We start from the raw sequence: 18,582 nt of genomic DNA on the forward strand, positions 1-18,582 counted from the left end.
TGCTAATAAACATTGTATTGTTTTAGGAGTTTTTAAATTTCATAATTTTTTAAGTTCTCTATAGTATATTTATATTTAAAGTGTATGTGATTATTATAAATATAGTGTATTTGTGTTGAATATTTATAAAATTAAATAGCTAATTATAATTTTAATTTTGAAAAGTATTTTTATTATAAAATAAATAATTTTACTATTTTATTAAGATAAATTTTCAAATTTATATAATTGTTTGTTCATATTTTAATTACAATGTTTATTTTATAGAGTTGATTTTTTAAATAATTAATCAGCTAATGAAAAATTACACTTGAGAAATTTTATAAAATAATTACTCGTCATTTTAAAAATTATTCTCCTAATGCTATGTCTAGTAAAATGAATTTACCTTTTGATAAAGAACATATTAAGTTAATAGAGTTACGTTCTGCTTTACAGGAGCGCTATTTATCTTATGCGCTTTCTACTATTACTCATCGTGCATTACCTGATGTACGTGATGGATTAAAACCTGTGCATCGGCGTATTATTCATGCGATGCGTTTACTCAAACTTAATCCTGGACAGTCTTATGCTAAGTGTGCGCGGATTGTTGGTGATGTAATGGGTAAATTTCATCCTCATGGTGATGCATCTATTTATGATGCATTAGTGCGCTTGGCTCAAAGTTTTGCAGTTCGTTATCCATTGATTGATGGGCAAGGTAATTTTGGTAATATTGATGGTGATAACGCTGCTGCTATGCGTTATACAGAAGCGCGTATGACTGAAGTGGCTGCATTGCTACTTGAAGGGATCAATGAAGATGTTATTGATTTTCGTCCAACATATAATGAAGAAGGAGAGGAACCTGTTGTTTTACCTGGAGCTTTTCCTAATCTTTTAGCTAATGGTTCATCAGGTATTGCCGTTGGTATGGCAACATCTATTCCACCGCATAATGTTGCTGAATTATGTGATGCTGCGTTACGTTTGATTGCTTACCCCGATATAGATGATGAGGAATTAAACCAGCTTGTGCTTGGTCCTGATTTTCCAACAGGCGGTGTTTTGGTTGAGCCTAAAGAGAGTATTGAAGAATCTTATCGTATAGGACGTGGTTTTTTTAGGTTGCGCTCGCGTTGGCATCAAGAAGGTGGTAGCCGTGGTTCTTATGTGATTATTGTCACTGAAATTCCATATCAAGTTCAAAAGTCACGCCTTATTGAAAAAACAGCAGAATTATTGCTTACACGGCGGTTACCAATGCTTGAAGATATTCGTGATGAATCAGCAGAAGATATCCGCATTGTGCTGGTTCCAAAAAGTCGTACAGTTGATCCTGAACTTCTGATGGAGTCTCTTTTTAAGTTAACTGATTTTGAAATAAGATTTCCTCTAAATCTTAATGTTTTGTCTTTTGGAAAAATACCGAATGTTCTTTCGTTACGTGGGTGTTTGCAGCAATGGCTTGAACATCGTCAAGAAGTACTTATTCGTCGTTCCACTTATCGTCTTGATGAAATTGATTGCCGATTAGAGGTTTTACAGGGGTACCTTATTGCATATTTAAACCTTGATGAAGTAATTCAGATTATTCGTGAAGATGATGAACCAAAAAAGAGATTGATTGATCATTTTAAATTAACGGAAAACCAAGCTGAAGCTATTCTTAATATGCGGCTACGCTCTTTACGTAAACTTGAAGAATTTGAAATTCGTAAAGAATTTGAAGCTTTGGAGATTGAAAAAGCAAAATTACAGAATTTGTTAAATTCTAATACAGAGCAATGGAAGATGATTTCAGAAGAAATAGTAAAAGTCCGTAAAATTTTTGGTCCAGAAACCTCTCTAGGAAAAAGGCGTACAACATTTGAAAATGCACCGAGATATGCTGTTGATGAAATTCATCAAGCAATGATTGAAAAAGAGCCAGTGACTATTATTATTTCTGAAAAAGGTTGGATGCGTGCTTTAAAAGGCCATTTAAGTGATTATAAAACGCTTTCTTTTAAAGAAGGAGATTGTTTGAAGTTAGCATTTCCAGCATTCACTACAGATAAGATTGTTATGATCAGTATAGGTGGAAGATTTTTTACTATTAATGCTAATGCTTTACCTAGAGGTCGAGGACATGGTGAACCAGTTCGTATTTTAGTTGATATGGATGATGGAGATGATATTTTCACGGCTTTTGTGCATAATACGCACGAAAAACGGCTTTTGATTTCGTTTTATGGAAATGGTTTTATTATCCCTGAAACTGAGATAATTGCTAATACACGAAAAGGAAAGCAAATTATGAATGTGAAGTCTCCTGACAGAGTTGCGCTTTGTATTTTGGTAAAAGGCAATCATATCGCAGTGGTTGGAGAAAATCGTAAGATGCTTATTTTTGCCATTAAGGAAATACCAGAAATGAGTCGTGGTAAGGGTGTACGCTTACAGCGATATAAAGACGGTGGTGTTTGTGATGCTAAAACTTTCAATTTATCAGAAGGGTTAAGTTGGCAAGATGCTGCAGAACGTAACTTTAATCGTAAAGCTGATGAACTTACCGAGTGGATAGGTGTGCGCGGTGGAGTAGGACGCTTAGTTCCTAAGGGGTTTTCAAAATCAGGAAAATTTACGAATTAACATTATACAAAGCTTCTTGTAAGAAAATTATAAAAACATAAAAAAACAATAGCTTAATTTAGTCTATTGAAGCATGATTTAAAATTTTGGAAATCTTTTTCATAACTATGTTTATTTTATTTTGGATTGTATTGCGTGAAAAAGCGTCCGCGCTCTGCATATAAAACGAGAAATACTGCAATAAGACTTAAGAAAAAAAATCCTGCTGAGTTAGGAATTGTTGTGTTATCAAATTGTTGAGCAATAACAAAAGAAAGACCTGCTCCAATAGAGCTTTGAAGAAAACCAGACACAGCAGATGCAGTTCCTGCAATTTCTCCTAAAGGTTCAAGAGCAAGTGTATTAAAATTAGCCATTATGCCTCCGCATGTAAACATTAATGTGCAGTATAACAACATATAAAAAGGAAAAGGGACAGCACCATCTGAAAAAATTGAGCCAATAAACCAAATACATGAAATAATGCAAAATAAGAGAAGCATAGTATGAGAAATACGCCGCATTCCAAGACGCACAACAAATAGAGAATTTAAAAAGGATGCTATAACTTGAAATGCAGCACTAATTGCAAAGGCTACAGGAAACCAGAATCCTAAATTATAGATTCCTTCATAAACTTGTTGCGAAGTATTTATAGAAACAAAAATACAGCCTAAGACAATAGAAGCAGCAAGTGTATAACAAAGGCTAAAACGGTTAGTTAGAACAAGCCAGAGATTATTCTTGACAGATGAAAAAGAGAGAGAACGTTGTGTGTGAAGAGTCTCAGGTAAACGTAAATAAATCCAAATCATCAATCCAAAACCAATAATGGCCATGAATACAAAAATAAGTTGCCAATATCCGAACAATAAAATTATTTGCCCTGTTGCGGGTCCAACCATTGGTGCAATGAGAAAAACCATCATAACTATAGATATGACTTCTGCCATTTTTCTGCCGCTGTAAAGGTCACGTATAATAGAAATTGTAAGCACACGCATAGCTGCTCCTCCAATTCCCTGTAAAATGCGCAAAATAAGCAACGTAGATAAACTCGATACAAATACAGAACAAACGGCCGCAAGTGAATAAAAAGCAAGACCGATAAGAATGAGCTTGCGTCGCCCATAACGGTCACTTATAGGACCAAAAAATATTTGTGTAAGACCATAGCTGATAAGATAAAAAGAGATAATGTAATGCTGATAATTTTCATCAGAAACGTGTAAATTTTCTAAAATACTAGGCATAGCCGGTAGCATGATATCAATAGCTATGGAGTTAATTATCATGAGTGCTGCAAGGATAATTACGAACTCTTTATACCCAATTTTTTTTTTGATTGCATCTATGTGTTTTTGTTCATCAATTGAGTATAGCATACGCATCCTTAAAAAATAAAAAACTTAATTAAACAACGTTTAACAAGCATCTGAAAAAGATCTGAAGTAATTTACTACATATTAAAAGGAATGTTTTTTTCTTTTAAAAGATTTTGCAATTCATTGTTTTGAAACATTTCTTTAACGATATCGCAACCACCAACGAACTCTCCTTTAATATAGAGTTGCGGAATTGTTGGCCAATTTGAATAATCTTTTATTCCCTGACGTAATTCATTTGAAGTTAAAATATTAACTCCCTTATAATTTAACCCCAAATATTCAAGAATCTGAACAACTTGCCCAGAAAATCCACATTGCGGAGATTTAGGAGTTCCCTTCATGAATAGTACGACATCATTTTCTTTAATTTCTTTATCAATAAAATCATGAGTAGTGGTCATTCTTATTCCTCAATATTGCGGATTTTAAATGTTACGCATTCATTCATGTTAGCATCATTTTTCTAATCGTATTTACAGAATGAATGCAAGGATAAATTTTAAAATTGTTTTGGAATGCTTGTTTGAAGCGCTAAAGCGTGCAGCACATTTCCTACATTCCCTTTAAGAGCATCATAGACCATTCTGTGCTGCTGGATGCGACTTTTTCCTCGAAAACTTTCTGAAATAACTTCTGCTGCGTAATGTTCTCCATCTCCCGCAAGGTCGCGAATTACCACTTTTGCATCAGGAATATTCTCACGAATAAGAGCTTCAATTGCATGAGCATCCATCGCCATGGTTATTTTTCTCCATTTATTTACTATTTCCGTAAAAGTAGCATATAACTAATAGAAACAAATATCTATTTATTTTTCACCCATAAATTCTAGAAACCAGCTTTCATAAGCTTTTGTCAGTTTAGATACGGAAAGTTGTAATACATCTTTTATATCAAGTGTATCACCTTCAACTATACCAAGTTTTGTAATGGGGATTTCATTTATTTGTGCTAAATTTTTAAAATCATTGAGTGAATCTGGTTTAATAGCTAAAAGATAGCGCCCTTGGTCTTCACCAAAAAGTTCAGCATGATGTGGTGATTTGTTACTTAGCTTTATTTTAATTCCTTTATTTGCTTTAATCACCATTTCTGCTAGCGCAATGGCTAATCCTCCATCAGAAATGTCATGAGCAGCATGAACAAAACCACGATGGATCACATCTCTAACAAATTGTCCATGCTTTTTTTCAAGCTGTAAATCTACGGGAGGTGGTGCACCTTCGTCAATATTCAAAATTTCACGTGCATAGATTGATTGTCCTAAATGTGAGCCGCAAGATCCAATTAAAACAATACTATCTTTATTTTGCATACCACTGATTGTTGCTATTTTAGACCAATCATCGAGAAGTCCGACACCAGCTATTGTCGGTGTAGGCAAAATTGCTTCTCCATTGGTTTCATTATAAAGAGAGACATTGCCTGAAACGATAGGGAAGTCGAGAACAGTACAAGCTTCACCTATTCCTTTAATGGCGAAAACCAGTTGTCCCATAATTTCAGGTTTTTCGGGATTACCAAAATTAAGATTATCTGTAGCTGCTAATGGTGTTGCACCTGTTGTGCTAATGTTGCGCCAGCATTCTGCAACAGCTTGTTTTCCTCCTTCATAGGGATCAGCTTCGCAGTAGCGAGGTGTTACATCAGAAGAAAAGGCGAGAGCACGTTTATCATTGTTGTTGATACGAATGACTCCTGCATCACTACCGGGGCAGACAACGCTATTTCCTTGTATAAGTGTGTCGTATTGTTCATAGATCCACCTTCGTGAACTTTGATTAGCAGAATTTAATAATGTAAGAAGTACATCGGCAAGGTTTTCAACTTGCTTGATTTCTTCTACTTTTAGAATAGTTTTTTTAATAGGCGCGCTCCAAGGGCGATCGTAAACAGGAGCTTCGTTTCCAAGATCTTTGATTGGAAGGTTGACCACTTCTTCTCCTTGATGAAATACACGGAAACGTAAGTCATTCGTTGTCTTTCCAATAATAGAAAAGTGAAGACCCCACTTATGAAAAATTTCAGCTGCTTGTTTTTCTAATTCTGGTTTAAGCACCATGAGCATACGTTCTTGGCTCTCAGAAAGCATCATTTCATAAGCTGTCATATTTTCTTCACGAACGGGAACTTTATCAAGATTAAGCTCTATTCCTAAATTTCCTTTTGCACCCATTTCAACAGCAGAAGATGTTAGTCCTGCTGCCCCCATATCCTGAATAGCAATAACAGCTCCAAGTTCCATTAACTCTAAACAAGCTTCAAGGAGGCATTTTTCAGTAAAAGGATCACCTACTTGAACAGTTGGGCGTTTTTCACTGATTGAATCATCAAATTCGGCAGAAGCCATTGTTGCTCCACCGACACCGTCACGTCCTGTTTTAGCTCCAAGATAAACAACAGGGAGTCCTATTCCTTGTGCTTTGGAGTAAAAAATAGAGTCTGTTTTTGCAATGCCAGCTACAAAAGCGTTAACAAGAATATTTCCATTATAACGCGCATCAAAATTTACTTCTCCGCCAACGGTTGGAACACCAAAAGCATTGCTATAGCCACCAATTCCAGAAACAACACCAGAAACAAGGTGACGTGTTCGAGGATGATTTGGAGCTCCAAATCGTAATGCATTCATTGCTGCAACAGGGCGCGCTCCCATTGTAAAAACATCACGTAAAATACCACCAACACCTGTTGCTGCACCTTGATAAGGCTCAATGTAAGAAGGGTGGTTATGGCTTTCCATTTTAAAAATAACGCATTCCCCTTGACCAATATCAATAACACCAGCATTTTCACCAGGACCTTGAATGACACATTTACCTTTTGTCGGTAAAGTTTTAAGCCATTTTTTAGACGATTTGTAAGAACAATGTTCATTCCACATTGCAGAAAAAATTCCAAGCTCAGTAAATGTTGGCTCTCTGCCAATCAAGGTTAAAATACGTTGATATTCATCGTCTTTTAGGCCGTGTTGTGCAATTAATTCTGGTGTAATGGCTATGTTGTTACAAAGATTCATGGGTATTCCATTTCGTCCAATTAATCGAAATTCATCATTTTTAAATTTAGCTGCTTAGCTTATCAATGATTGTGTTGTTTGGTAATGAAACCATTTATAAATAACAGGCTAAAATTTTGATTGTTTCTTAGTAGCTTCAAATTTCAAAAGTGATTTTGAGGGAAACTTTTGTGTTTAAAGCGAGATAATATTCATTATTGTTCATAGCGAGCTTGATCCGTAAATTTATCGCGTATGGTTGAAAGATGAAGATGATACAGATATTTCATTTAAAACGATTAAGTAGTAACATAAAGTCTTTTTTATCATTATCTGTTTGCCACTTCTAAAACGCTTTGAAAAAGTAGAAGACCATCGCTACCACCATGTGCAGGTTCAATTAAATTTTCAGGGTGAGGCATCATGCCAAGAATATTCCCAGCTTTATTAACAATACCAGCAATATCATTAATTGAACCGTTAGGGTTGGTATTTTCTGCATAGCGGAAAACAATTTGTTCATTGTCTTCCATTTTTTTTAATGTTTCACTATCAGCAAAATAATTTCCATCGTGATGAGCAACAGGGCAGCGAATAATTTGTCCTTTAGAATAATATTGAGAAAACTTCGTATTGGCGTTCGTTACTTCAAGTTTTACTTCACGACAAACAAATTTTAATGAAGCATTACGCATCAAAGCACCAGGAAGTAATCTAGCTTCCAATAAAATTTGGAATCCATTACATATACCTATCACCGTGACTCCTTTTTGTGCTTTTTCACGAACAGCTTGTAAAACTGGTGTTCGTGCAGCGATAGCTCCACATCTTAAATAGTCACCATAAGAAAAACCACCAGGAATAATAATAACATCGACATCTGGGATTGTTGTGTCTGTTTGCCAAATTTTAAATGGTTCAACTTTTGTTATACGAGATAATGCTGCAATCATATCCCGATCGCGATTTAATCCAGGTAATTGAATGATAGCAGTTTTCATGGAGTAATCCGTTTAAAGAAGTTCTATAGTGTAATTTTCAATGACAGTATTAGCAAGTAATTCTTTGCACATTTGTTCAAGCTCTTGCTTTGCAGTTTCAGCAGGCATATCATTAAGCGCAATATCAAAAACCTTCCCTTGGCGGATCGAATGAATGTTTTTGAAGGCTAAACTCTTTAAAGCACCAGCAATCGCTTCACCTTGTGGATCAAGGACACTGTCTTTTAAAGTAACTGTAACGCGTGCTTTCATTTTTTATTTCCTGTTGCTAAAAATATTTCTCTTTTAAGGAGTAATACTTCGTATGTATAAAGAAGAGCGACATTACGTCACTTGATTTTCTATTTTACTAAAACTGGACCACTTGGTCGGGGAGGCTCATTTTCATTAATGATACCGAGACGCTTTGCTACTTCTTGATAGGCGTCAAAAATCCCTCCCATATCACGGCGAAAACGATCTTTATCCATTTTTTCTTGTGTTTGCATATCCCATAATCGGGCAGAATCAGGTGAAATTTCATCAGCAAGAACGACGCGCATCGTTTCGTCTTCCCATAAGCGACCAAATTCCATCTTAAAATCAATCAATCGAATATTAACACCTGCAAAGAGGCCTGAAAGAAAATCATTAATACGAACTGAAAGTTGCATAATATCTTCAATTTCTTGTGGAGCTGCCCATCCAAAAGCAGTAATATGCTCTTCAGTCACCATTGGATCATCAAGAGAATCATTCTTATAATAAAATTCGATAATGGATTGTGAAAGAGCGGTTCCTTCTTCTAAACCTAAACGTTTAGAAAGAGAGCCAGCTGCAACATTACGGACAACGACTTCCAGTGGAATAATTTCAACTGCTTTGATGAGCTGCTCGCGCATATTTATACGCTTAATAAAATGTGTTGGAATACCTAAACGACTAAGATGACTAAAAATATGTTCTGAAATACGGTTATTTAAAACACCTTTTCCGTCAATGATTTCACATTTTTTAGCGTTAAAGGCAGTTGTATCATCTTTAAAGAATTGAATGTAGGTTCCTGGTTCAGGACCTTCATATAGAATTTTGGCTTTGCCTTCATAAATACGGTTACGACGATTCATCATGGTTCTTTGTTTATTTGAGAAATTTAAACAGTACTGATAAAGTAATACTATCTTAATTGATAAAAATTCTCAATGATTGCTACAATAATTCTTACAATTTTATCATCTAGATTTTATAAAAAATAAGGATACGTTGGAAGGCTAAAAAAATTGCTTCTGTGGAATCAAAGCTTTGCAAAAAAATGAGCAAGAATCATAAGCCCTTCAGGCCAAGGCCCATGGCCAGATTCTACATTAATATGTCCAGATTGTCCTGCATCAATAAAGAGTGCTCCCCAATCGTCAGCGAGTTTTTCGGCTACTGAAAATTCACAAAATTGATCATTGCGGCTAGCTACGACCACGGATGGGAAAGGCAATTTTTCACGGCGGTATGGTCCAAATGTCTTTAAGTGTTGCGGGCGTATTTTTTCATTGGCAACATCAGGGGGTGCAACAAAAAAAGCGCCGGAAACTTTTTCTGAATTCTGTGCAATTGCATGAATAGCTGTGGGAACTCCTAATGAATGGGCGATAATAGCAACAGGTTTTTGAGCTTGTGCAATGGCAACGCTAACTTCATTAACCCACTCTTCACGAATAGGCTTTGACCAATGGGCTTGTTTAACGCGACGAGCTGTAGACAATTTTTGTTCCCAACGTGTTTGCCAATGATCAGGATCAGATCCTTTATAACCAGGAATAATGAGAATATCGAGTTGATTTGCTTTCATGGATCTTTCATTGTAATGCACTTTAGATCATGCACTAAAGGTAACATATTTATTCTTATATGCAATTATTGTTATTATCCAAAGACGCGTTTAAAAATCGTGTCGATATATTTTGTGTGGTAAGAAAGGTCAAATTTTTCGCGAAGTTCTGATTCACTTAAAGCTTGTGCAACATCTTGGTCGTTGAGCAATTCTTCTAAAAAATCTTTTCCTTGTTCCCAGACTTTCATTGCATTTCGTTGTACAATTTTATAAGAATCTTCACGACTGATGCCCGCTTGCGTCAGCGCTAAAAGTACGCGTTGTGAATGAACAAGACCACGAAATTTATTAAGATTTTTTTGCATGTTTTCCGGATAGACAATTAAATTTTCAATTACGGATGTTAATCGAGCAAGAGCAAAATCAAGTGTAATGGTGGCATCAGGGCCAATATAGCGTTCAACAGATGAATGGGAAATATCACGTTCATGCCAAAGAGCTACATTTTCCATAGCGGGTATTGTAAATGCACGCACCATACGCGCTAGTCCAGTTAAATTTTCTGTTAAAACTGGATTACGTTTATGAGGCATAGCAGATGACCCTTTTTGTCCAGGTGAAAAATATTCTTCGGCCTCAAGAACTTCTGTTCGTTGCAAATGGCGTATTTCTATAGCAAGTCTTTCAATGGATGAAGCAATAACACCAAGTGTTGCAAAGAACATAGCATGACGATCACGTGGTATAACTTGGGTAGAAATGGGTTCAACATGCATCCCCAATGCTTTTGCTACATGTTCTTCAACGCGTGGATCAATATTAGCAAAAGTCCCTACGGCTCCTGAAATGGCACAGGTAGAGATTTCTTCGCGTGCTGCAATAAGACGTTTGCGACAACGGGAAAATTCTGCATATGCAAGAGCAAATTTAGCTCCAAATGTTATCGGTTCAGCATGAATGCCATGACTGCGTCCAATCGTAATTGTTTCTTTATGTTCAAAAGCACGCTTTTTTAATGCTTCAAGAAGTTGCTCTAGGTCTTTTAGTAAAATATCACTGGCGCGCATCAATTGAATATTAAACGCTGTATCTAAAACATCTGATGAAGTCATGCCTTGATGAACAAAACGTGCTTCTGGTCCAATAAATTCAGCTAAGTGAGTTAAAAATGCAATAACATCATGCTTGGTGATAGCCTCAATTTCATTAATGCGATTTACATTAAATTCGGCTGTTGCTCCTTTTTCCCAAATAATTTCTGCAGCTTCTTTGGGAATGATTCCTAATTGAGCAAGTGCATCACAAGCATGGGCTTCAATTTCAAACCAAATGCGATATTTTGTTTTTGGTGACCAAATTGCCACCATTTCTGGGCGAGAATAACGTGCGATCATAATTTTTTCCTTATTGCGAGAGGGTTGCAGCTTGGCGCAATGCATTAATACGTTTTTTGTAAAGCTCTTTATTTCCATCTTTATAAATTGCAGAGCCTGCGACAAATACATTTGCACCAGCTTTTGCAGTTATTCCGATTGTATCGATAGTAATACCACCATCAACTTCGAGATCAATAGATCGGTTAGCAATCATGCTCTTGACTCGTTTGATTTTATTTTTCATTTCTGGAATGAAACTTTGTCCACCAAAACCAGGATTGACTGTCATGATGAGGATCAAATCTAATTGATCAAGTAAATATTCAAGTACATGTTCCGGCGTGCTGGGATTAAGTGAAATCCCCGCTTTTTTTCCCATTGCTTTGATTGTTTGTATTGAACGATGAAGGTGAGGGCTTGCTTCAGCGTGAATGGTTATGATATCTGCGCCAGCTTTTGCAAAAGCTTCAAGATAAGGATCTACAGGTGCGATCATCAAATGAACGTCAAATATAGCTTTAGTTAATGGACGTAGTGACTGGATGATATCAGGTCCAAAAGTGATATTAGGAACGAAGTGTCCATCCATGATATCAAGATGAAGCCAATCTGCGCCAGCATCAACAATGTCTAATACTTCTTGACCAAGTTTAGAAAAATCAGAAGCCAAGAGTGAAGGTGCGATGAGATGGGAACGAGGCATTAATATCTCCTTGATTGGCTCTTTTTAACATGTAGTTCTGTGTATTGAAATATCATTTATATTATGATGTAAAAGAATGAGAATGTGTAATAGATCTTTTAGTGAAATATTTCTTGGAATTTTTAAAAGCTATATAAGTGAAAGATATGCCAAATAATACAACATATTTAATGCCTAAACCTCAACATATTGTTAAGGTCTCTTCGCAAGAATATCGAGATACGATGAGTCATTTTGCAGGAGCTGTTCATATTGTGACAACAAATGGCATTAAGGGAAAGCGTGGTGTAACAATCTCAGCTTGTTGTTCCTTATCGGATGATCCTCCAACACTTTTGGTTTGCTTAAAGCGTTATAATTCTAAAAATAAGTTATTTATGGAGAATGGAAATTTTTGTGTTAATAGTTTAGCAGGAAAACACCGCTCATTAGCGGATATTTTTTCTAAGCGTTGCGCTTCTTCACAAAATGAGCGTTTTGATTTTGCACAATGGAGCACTTTGCTAACAGGTGCACCTAGCCTTTCAGATGCTTTAGCGTCACTTGATTGTCGTTTAATTTGCTGTTACGAACATGCGACCCACTACGTTTTAATTGGTGAAGTTGTTGCAATAAATCGTAGTCATGAGAAAGATGCTTTAATATATGTAAATCGTAAATATCATACTTTGCCATTGTAAGTGCTTTGTTTTGCATATTGGAGTGTTTTTTATGCATTAAATTTTACATCCCCAAAGGCGATATCATTTTCTGTGCCTTTTAGGCGCATTTTTACTAAGTGCGGCTGAAATTTACAAAAAATATATGAAAAAATTCATCATGAAATTAATATATTATAAAAAATAGTAGTTAAAAACTTCAGTAATAACTTTAAACATATCTGTATGTTGTTATAAGAAGAATTTTGCTCTTGCTTTGGCTCGTATTGCACAATATATAAACCGCACATATCATATATGGAGGTTTATGGCATGAGCGAACAGGTTGATAGCCAGTATCGTCCTAGTGAAGATGAGCCTTTCATGAATGAGCGGCAAAGGGCGTATTTTCGTGCTAAATTGATTTCTTGGAAAAATGATATATTGAGAGAGGCTCGTGAAACTTTAGAAAGTTTGCAAGAAGATAGTGTTGGTCAGCCCGATTTAACAGATAGAGCATCTTGTGAAACTAATCGTACAATAGAATTGCGTGCTCGTGATCGTCAAAGAAAGCTTATCTTAAAGATAGATGCAGCTTTGGAACGCATTGATAATGGTACTTATGGATTTTGTGAGGAAACTGGTGAGCCTATCAGTATAAAGCGTCTTGAGGCTAGGCCGACTGCAGTTTTGTCGTTGGAAGCACAAGAACGTCACGAACGACGAGAAAAGGTTTATCGTGATGATTGAAATTCATCAAAATGGTAAACAAATGAAGTGTTTAGTGCTATAATCGTGTATTTCATTTTTTCTGGACAGGAACAGATAAAAATGGTTCCTGTCGCCCTTCAATTTCGGCAGTGATTGCTGAATCTTTTAGATGTTGTTTCATAACAGGCGTGGAGGTGTCATCATACATCTGCTTCACTTCGTCTATGAAAAAAGGTACTTCTTTTGTAAGTTTTGGATTTTTAGTGATGTCTGTCACTGTTAATGTCGATTGTGTATTTCTTTTTTGTTGATAGATGCTTTCGTGTGTGGTTCTTGTGCTTACGGCTTTAGATTCTACAATAATATCTTTTTGTCCGCCAATAAGAAGTAAATGTTCAGTATTATCATGACGTATCAAAATAAGACGACGTGTACGATCGATAGTGATTGTATCGCATATGGTTAATCGCGATGGACACTTCTTTCTGTTTATATTAAAGTTTTTTATATTTAAACGATACAAGAATACGATGATTGCAAAAATAGCTACAATCATTATGATGAAAAGCACAAGGCTTATGACTATGTTTGCTGCAGATGTGCCTATTTGGCTTGATAACCAGACACGCATGTCATTCCTCCTATTTTAGAGTGAAAGCATTGTTTTTTATTTATGTAAGTTTGTAAAACTACCTTTAAAACTCACTTAAAATAATATGAAACATGATTCTTTTCACATTGAGTAGCTTTTACTATTAGATCAATGTTACCATGAAGTATATTTCATAACAATGATCATAAAGATAGTTTGTAGTGTGAGAAATAGCTATAATTGAGACAAATAGAAATGAATAAAGGTTTTGAAAATATTAAAAGATCATCGTCTGCTTCTGTAAATTGGGGCACTTTGGCTTTTTGTATTGTTTTTATTATAGTTTTCTTGTTTATTGTGGGGGAAGAGGGTTTTTTTTATCAATTAAATCCTTTCCAAAAAATTATGTTGATATCTCTTTTAGCTTTAGCGGTTATAGGGGTTACTGCGCTGATTTTGATAGGAATGGGGGTTTTGAGATATAATGCGACGCAGTTGCATGAAGATTTTGATTTTAGCGTTTTTAATAACATAGATGATGCAATCGTAGTCTCTGATCTATCAGGTTTTGTTTATTATTCTAATCAAAATTATCGAAAAATTTTTACCTATAAGCCTGAAGCCTCTTGTTATGCAGTTATTGCTGATCTTCCAGAAGCTAGTGCGCTTTCGTACCGTTTAAAAGTGGCCGCATATAATAATTTGACAGCGCAAGAAGAGCTAAAAGTAGAGCAACCAATTTTCTCCCATTCTACACAAAAAAATTCTGCTTGGTATAGCATTTCTATTCAACCGATAACAAAGCGGAGAAAAAAGCTTTTATTTTGGCGTATTACTGATATTTCGCATTTGCAGGAATATCGTGAAACTTTTTTTTCGAATCTGCAAGAAGCTATCAATCACTTGGATCAATCCCCTGTCGGTTTTGTGTCTGTTAACACACAAGGGATGATTCTTTATGCAAATGCAGTTTTTGCTAAGTGGTTTTCAAATGATTTAGAAAATTTTACTGTTAGTCAATATAGTTTTGATCAGCTATTTAATGGCGCTAAAGTTAACAACACATGGAATGATATTTGTTTGCAAAATAACAAACATCAGAGTTCAGGCTACTCTATACCTTACACATTTTCTTTATGTTTAAATTCCAAGACAGGCAATAAAAAAATATTGGACTGCTTTATGTGTACGACTTCTTCTTCAGAAGATAAGGCCATTTACCGTATTATGATGATGCCACAACAGATACAAAAGGGGGAAGATAATTATCAATTAAAATTATCGAGCGCGTTCGTAGAGTATTTTGATGCAAGCCCTTTTGCAATAGCAGTTTCGGATCAAAAGGGACAACTAATTTACTTAAATAGTGCTTTTTCATCATTAATGGGATGTAAGAAAAAAACTGTAAATCTTTATGCTGTAATATCTCGTCGTGATCATGCGCAGTTAGAGCGTGCATTTCAGAAAATTACTGTAAATAAAAATTATCCAGTTTCGATAGAAACGGCTTTAGAAAATAATGAAGAACGCCATTTGCGTCTTCATGTTACATCTGTAACATCATACCATGATGATGAGACACGAAATTTTGTAGTTATATCTGCCATAGAAATAACAGAACAAAAAAAACTTGAAGATAAAATGATACAAAGTCAGAAAATGCAAGCGGTTGGGCAATTGGCTGGCGGGATTGCACACGATTTTAATAATGTTTTAACAGCGATTTTGATGTCATGCGATCTTCTTTTAAATACTCATCGCAGTTCTGATCCGGCGCATGCTGACCTTATCAATATAAAAAATAATGTTAATCGTGCAGCTGCGCTTGTACAGCAACTATTAGCTTTTTCTAGAAAACAAACGCTTCGACCTGAAAAAGTTGATTTTACAGAGCTTTTGTCAGATATCCGCAATCTTATTTTACCTCTTTTAGGCAATAATATTCAGTTAAAAATTATTCATGGGAGAGATTTGTGGAGTGTTGAAGTTGATCAAGCATCGTTCCAGCGCGTTATTATGAATTTGGTTATTAATGCACGTGATGCTATGCCAGATGGAGGCATTGTCACAATTGCGACAAATAATATTACAAAACAACAAAGTGCTGAATTTGATCATGTTGGTTTTGCTATTGGTGAGTATGTACAGCTAACTATTTTAGACACAGGAACTGGTATTTCATCTTCTATACAAGAAAAAATATTTGAACCATTTTTTACAACAAAAGAAGTTGGAAAAGGAACTGGGCTCGGTTTATCAATGGTTTATGGAATCATTAAACAAACAGGTGGATACATTCATTGCGATAGTCAAGAAGGAAAAGGTACTGCATTTCATATTTTCCTTCCCCGTTATATTCCTGATATTGATACAGAAATTTTCCAGCAGATTAAAAAAGTCGAAGAGCAGGAAAAAAATACAGATTTAACAGGATCCGCTACTATCTTACTCGTTGAAGATGAAGATTCTGTTAGAATGGGTGAAGTCAGAGCGCTTAAAATGAGAGGATATACTGTTTTGGAAGCGGCAAGTGGAGTTGAAGCGCTTGCTATTCTTGAAGAAAATAAAGGTGTTGTTGATATTATTGTTTCTGATGTGGTAATGCCAGAAATGGATGGGCCGACTTTGCTTAAAGAGTCACGTAAAAGATATCCTGATATCAAATTTATTTTTGTTTCTGGATACGCAAAAGATGCTTTTACTAAAAATCTTCCAGAAAACGCTCTTTTTGGTTTTTTATCTAAACCATTTACTCTCAAACAATTAGCTTTAGCAATTAAAGAAACTTTAGCACAATAAAGTGAAAATTATACATCCTTAAGTCTTAGAGTGGAATGTAAGGATACCTTAAATAAGGTAACCGTAGTACACGTAAAGTCAATAAATCAAATGAATAAGACTAATTTTTGCATCTAAAGTTTGAAAATTTGAAAATACAATACATTTTGTACAAAATTTCATGAAATAATAGATCTAATTGCACCAAAATTTTTATATAGTTCAAGATATAGAGAGCGAAAATAAGTTAAGGTGTAACTTTAGAGCAATAGTTAAAAGGAAAAAAGCTGTTGTTGAGCATCTGTTGTTGTACTATTTCCTTCTATGAAGGTTTTTAAGACTTCTGGATAGAGCTTATGCTCAGCTTGAAGCACTCTTTGTGCTAAGCTATCTGCAGTATCGTTAGAACACACTGGAACAGCAGCTTGAGCGAGAATTTTTCCTGCATCCATATCCTCTACAACAAGATGAACAGTGCAACCAGTAATTTTAACACCTGCTTGTAAAACTCTTTCATGCGTTTTTAAACCTTTAAATGAAGGTAAAAGAGAGGGGTGGATATTTAAAATTCGTCCTTCATAAAGCTTTATGAAATTTGATGAAACAAGACGCATATAACCGGCAAAACAGATAATATCTGGCTGATATTGAGCTAAAATTGTAAAGATAGATTCTTCGTGTGCTTCTTTTGTTGGATAACTTTTGCGATCTACAATATGAACAGGTAAATTGTTGTTACGTGCTTTTTCAATACCAGCAGCATAAGGATTATCGCAAATAACTGCGACAATTTCAGCAGGATATTCTTTTTGTTTGCTTGCTTCAATAAGGCAAAGCATATTAGATCCATTTCCAGAAATAAAAATAACAATTCGTTTTTTCATAAATGAAGTGCACCTTTACAGACAATTCTTTTATCTTGGCATTTTGTTAAAGTGCCAAGCAAGGTAACATGTTCTCCTTGTGCTTCAAGTGCTTGCGTAATTTTTTTAACTGCGTGCTGCGCTACGATAACGATCATACCAATACCGCAATTAAATGTGCGCAACATCTCTTTTTCTTCTATTTTCCCCTGTTTGGCAATCCACGAAAAGATTGGTGGAACATGGATAGCGGAAAGATTAATTTCAGCACAAAGAGAAGATGGAAGTACGCGTGGAATATTTTCAAAAAAACCTCCACCTGTAATGTGAGAAAGAGCTTTAATTCCTTCATAATTACGTATAACGGGAAGGAGTGATTTGACATAAATGCGTGTGGGTGTAAGAAATGCCTTACCGAAGCTCATTTGAGGGCTAAAAGGGGCTGGATCATCCCATTTTATGTTATTTTGTTGAACGATTCGTCTAACGAGAGAAAATCCATTAGAATGGATTCCAGATGAGCTAAGACCCAAAATAATATCACCTTCTGTAAGATATTTTGAAGGTAATAACGCATTACGTTCTGTGGCACCTACAGCAAAACCTGCTAAATCATAATCTTTTTTTGCATACATGTCAGGCATCTCTGCGGTTTCTCCTCCAATAAGGGCTGCTCCTGCTTGCTGACATCCTACTACGATCCCAGAAACGATCGCGGCTCCTTGTTCAGGATCAAGCTTTCCGGTTGCAAAATAATCGAGAAAGAAGAGAGGTTCAGCACCTTGTACGAGCAAATCATTAACGCACATGGCTACAAGATCAATGCCGACAGTATCATGGATATCTGTTTCAATGGCAATTTTTAATTTTGTCCCTACGCCATCATTTGCTGCAACAAGGATAGGATCTATGAAACCTGCTGCTTTTAAATCAAATAGTCCACCAAATCCGCCAATTTCTGCATTTGCGCCTGTTCGTTTTGTTGAGCGTATGTAGGGTTTAATTTTTTCTACCATGGCGTTACCAGCGTCGATGTTAACACCGGCTTTTGCGTAGGTAAGACCATTATTATTGGATTTATCATTTATGCTATCTTGATTGCTCATTAGAATGCCTTCCTTATGGAAAAACAGGT

General features: G+C 35.6%; 17 protein-coding genes. 4 read left to right on the forward strand and 13 right to left on the reverse strand.

Going from position 1 to position 18,582, the window contains the following annotated elements; genetic code table 11:
- Positions 1-366 precede the first annotated feature (366 nt).
- Entirely contained in the window at positions 367-2,616 is a 2,250-nt protein-coding gene (gene parC / locus V4B18_RS04430; RefSeq protein ID WP_455475272.1) for a DNA topoisomerase IV subunit A, read from the forward strand.
- A gap of 116 nt (positions 2,617-2,732) precedes the next feature.
- On the opposite strand, the gene V4B18_RS04435 is transcribed toward parC, so the two are convergent.
- The 10 genes from V4B18_RS04435 to rpe all read right to left on the reverse strand — a co-directional run bounded on the left by V4B18_RS04435 (position 2,733) and on the right by rpe (position 11,865).
- The gene (locus V4B18_RS04435) at positions 2,733-3,980 is read right to left on the reverse strand and encodes a multidrug effflux MFS transporter (protein WP_455475273.1); all 1,248 of its coding nucleotides are present in this window, start codon (positions 3,978-3,980) and stop codon (positions 2,733-2,735) included.
- Between the two features lie 74 nt (positions 3,981-4,054).
- Positions 4,055-4,384 carry a Grx4 family monothiol glutaredoxin gene (gene grxD, locus V4B18_RS04440; RefSeq protein ID WP_455475274.1) on the reverse strand — a complete coding sequence of 110 codons (330 nt, stop codon included), beginning with the start codon at positions 4,382-4,384 and terminating at the stop codon, positions 4,055-4,057.
- Positions 4,385-4,482: 98 nt separating this feature from the next.
- Positions 4,483-4,722 (reverse strand): BolA/IbaG family iron-sulfur metabolism protein, encoded by a 240-nt coding sequence (locus tag V4B18_RS04445; RefSeq protein ID WP_455475275.1) that lies wholly within the window; start codon positions 4,720-4,722, stop codon positions 4,483-4,485.
- A 69-nt stretch (positions 4,723-4,791) separates the two neighbouring features.
- Entirely contained in the window at positions 4,792-7,002 is a 2,211-nt protein-coding gene (gene purL / locus V4B18_RS04450) for a phosphoribosylformylglycinamidine synthase subunit PurL (protein ID WP_455475276.1), read from the reverse strand.
- A 308-nt stretch (positions 7,003-7,310) separates the two neighbouring features.
- Positions 7,311-7,982, reverse strand: coding sequence for a phosphoribosylformylglycinamidine synthase subunit PurQ (gene purQ, locus V4B18_RS04455; RefSeq protein ID WP_455475277.1), 672 nt, complete (start codon positions 7,980-7,982; stop codon positions 7,311-7,313).
- Between the two features lie 12 nt (positions 7,983-7,994).
- A complete protein-coding gene (gene purS, locus V4B18_RS04460) occupies positions 7,995-8,234 on the reverse strand; it encodes a phosphoribosylformylglycinamidine synthase subunit PurS (RefSeq protein ID WP_455475278.1) in 240 nt (79 codons plus the stop codon).
- 89 nt (positions 8,235-8,323) lie between these two features.
- Positions 8,324-9,088 (reverse strand): phosphoribosylaminoimidazolesuccinocarboxamide synthase, encoded by a 765-nt coding sequence (purC, locus tag V4B18_RS04465; RefSeq protein WP_455476530.1) that lies wholly within the window; start codon positions 9,086-9,088, stop codon positions 8,324-8,326.
- Positions 9,089-9,255: 167 nt separating this feature from the next.
- Positions 9,256-9,804, reverse strand: a complete 549-nt coding sequence (locus V4B18_RS04470; RefSeq protein WP_455475279.1) for an RBBP9/YdeN family alpha/beta hydrolase — start codon at positions 9,802-9,804, stop codon at positions 9,256-9,258.
- Between the two features lie 74 nt (positions 9,805-9,878).
- Positions 9,879-11,180, reverse strand: coding sequence for an adenylosuccinate lyase (gene purB, locus V4B18_RS04475; RefSeq protein ID WP_455475280.1), 1,302 nt, complete (start codon positions 11,178-11,180; stop codon positions 9,879-9,881).
- Between the two features lie 10 nt (positions 11,181-11,190).
- Positions 11,191-11,865, reverse strand: coding sequence for a ribulose-phosphate 3-epimerase (gene rpe / locus V4B18_RS04480; protein ID WP_455475281.1), 675 nt, complete (start codon positions 11,863-11,865; stop codon positions 11,191-11,193).
- Positions 11,866-12,011: 146 nt separating this feature from the next.
- Between rpe and V4B18_RS04485 the strand changes: the two genes are divergently transcribed.
- Together V4B18_RS04485 and dksA are read left to right on the forward strand one after the other, a co-directional pair.
- Complete coding sequence (locus tag V4B18_RS04485) at positions 12,012-12,545, forward strand: flavin reductase (protein ID WP_455476531.1); 534 nt, start codon at positions 12,012-12,014, stop codon at positions 12,543-12,545.
- A 291-nt stretch (positions 12,546-12,836) separates the two neighbouring features.
- Positions 12,837-13,253, forward strand: coding sequence for an RNA polymerase-binding protein DksA (gene dksA / locus V4B18_RS04490; protein WP_455475282.1), 417 nt, complete (start codon positions 12,837-12,839; stop codon positions 13,251-13,253).
- Positions 13,254-13,305: 52 nt separating this feature from the next.
- Here the strand turns inward: dksA and V4B18_RS04495 are convergent, their stop codons facing one another.
- Positions 13,306-13,845 (reverse strand): flagellar biosynthetic protein FliO, encoded by a 540-nt coding sequence (locus tag V4B18_RS04495; RefSeq protein WP_455475283.1) that lies wholly within the window; start codon positions 13,843-13,845, stop codon positions 13,306-13,308.
- A 216-nt stretch (positions 13,846-14,061) separates the two neighbouring features.
- Here V4B18_RS04495 and V4B18_RS04500 point away from each other — a divergent pair, with 216 nt between their 5' ends.
- Positions 14,062-16,605, forward strand: coding sequence for a response regulator (locus V4B18_RS04500; protein ID WP_455475284.1), 2,544 nt, complete (start codon positions 14,062-14,064; stop codon positions 16,603-16,605).
- Positions 16,606-16,856: 251 nt separating this feature from the next.
- Here V4B18_RS04500 and purN read toward each other — a convergent pair whose 3' ends face one another.
- Together purN and purM are read right to left on the reverse strand one after the other, a co-directional pair.
- Entirely contained in the window at positions 16,857-17,468 is a 612-nt protein-coding gene (purN, locus tag V4B18_RS04505) for a phosphoribosylglycinamide formyltransferase (protein ID WP_455475285.1), read from the reverse strand.
- The gene (gene purM, locus V4B18_RS04510; RefSeq protein WP_455475286.1) at positions 17,465-18,553 is read right to left on the reverse strand and encodes a phosphoribosylformylglycinamidine cyclo-ligase; all 1,089 of its coding nucleotides are present in this window, start codon (positions 18,551-18,553) and stop codon (positions 17,465-17,467) included. The genes purN and purM overlap by 4 nt, the downstream gene beginning before the upstream one ends.
- Between the last annotated feature and the right edge of the window lie 29 nt (positions 18,554-18,582).

It is taken from the genome of Bartonella sp. B17 (genome assembly GCF_053795755.1).

Bases quoted from the DNA above. Each gene is read 5' to 3' on its own strand.
- purL (WP_455475276.1), bottom strand. From the start codon at position 7,002: ATGAATCTTTGTAACAACATAGCCATTACACCAGAATTAATTGCACAA.
- parC (WP_455475272.1), top strand. From the start codon at position 367: ATGTCTAGTAAAATGAATTTACCTTTTGATAAAGAACATATTAAGTTA.
- V4B18_RS04495 (WP_455475283.1), bottom strand. From the start codon at position 13,845: ATGCGTGTCTGGTTATCAAGCCAAATAGGCACATCTGCAGCAAACATA.
- purQ (WP_455475277.1), bottom strand. From the start codon at position 7,982: ATGAAAACTGCTATCATTCAATTACCTGGATTAAATCGCGATCGGGAT.
- purN (WP_455475285.1), bottom strand. From the start codon at position 17,468: ATGAAAAAACGAATTGTTATTTTTATTTCTGGAAATGGATCTAATATG.
- V4B18_RS04485 (WP_455476531.1), top strand. From the start codon at position 12,012: ATGCCAAATAATACAACATATTTAATGCCTAAACCTCAACATATTGTT.
- grxD (WP_455475274.1), bottom strand. From the start codon at position 4,384: ATGACCACTACTCATGATTTTATTGATAAAGAAATTAAAGAAAATGAT.
- V4B18_RS04470 (WP_455475279.1), bottom strand. From the start codon at position 9,804: ATGAAAGCAAATCAACTCGATATTCTCATTATTCCTGGTTATAAAGGA.
- purS (WP_455475278.1), bottom strand. From the start codon at position 8,234: ATGAAAGCACGCGTTACAGTTACTTTAAAAGACAGTGTCCTTGATCCA.
- V4B18_RS04435 (WP_455475273.1), bottom strand. From the start codon at position 3,980: ATGCTATACTCAATTGATGAACAAAAACACATAGATGCAATCAAAAAA.
- purC (WP_455476530.1), bottom strand. From the start codon at position 9,088: ATGAATCGTCGTAACCGTATTTATGAAGGCAAAGCCAAAATTCTATAT.
- V4B18_RS04500 (WP_455475284.1), top strand. From the start codon at position 14,062: ATGAATAAAGGTTTTGAAAATATTAAAAGATCATCGTCTGCTTCTGTA.
- purB (WP_455475280.1), bottom strand. From the start codon at position 11,180: ATGATCGCACGTTATTCTCGCCCAGAAATGGTGGCAATTTGGTCACCA.
- V4B18_RS04445 (WP_455475275.1), bottom strand. From the start codon at position 4,722: ATGGCGATGGATGCTCATGCAATTGAAGCTCTTATTCGTGAGAATATT.
- dksA (WP_455475282.1), top strand. From the start codon at position 12,837: ATGAGCGAACAGGTTGATAGCCAGTATCGTCCTAGTGAAGATGAGCCT.
- purM (WP_455475286.1), bottom strand. From the start codon at position 18,553: ATGAGCAATCAAGATAGCATAAATGATAAATCCAATAATAATGGTCTT.
- rpe (WP_455475281.1), bottom strand. From the start codon at position 11,865: ATGCCTCGTTCCCATCTCATCGCACCTTCACTCTTGGCTTCTGATTTT.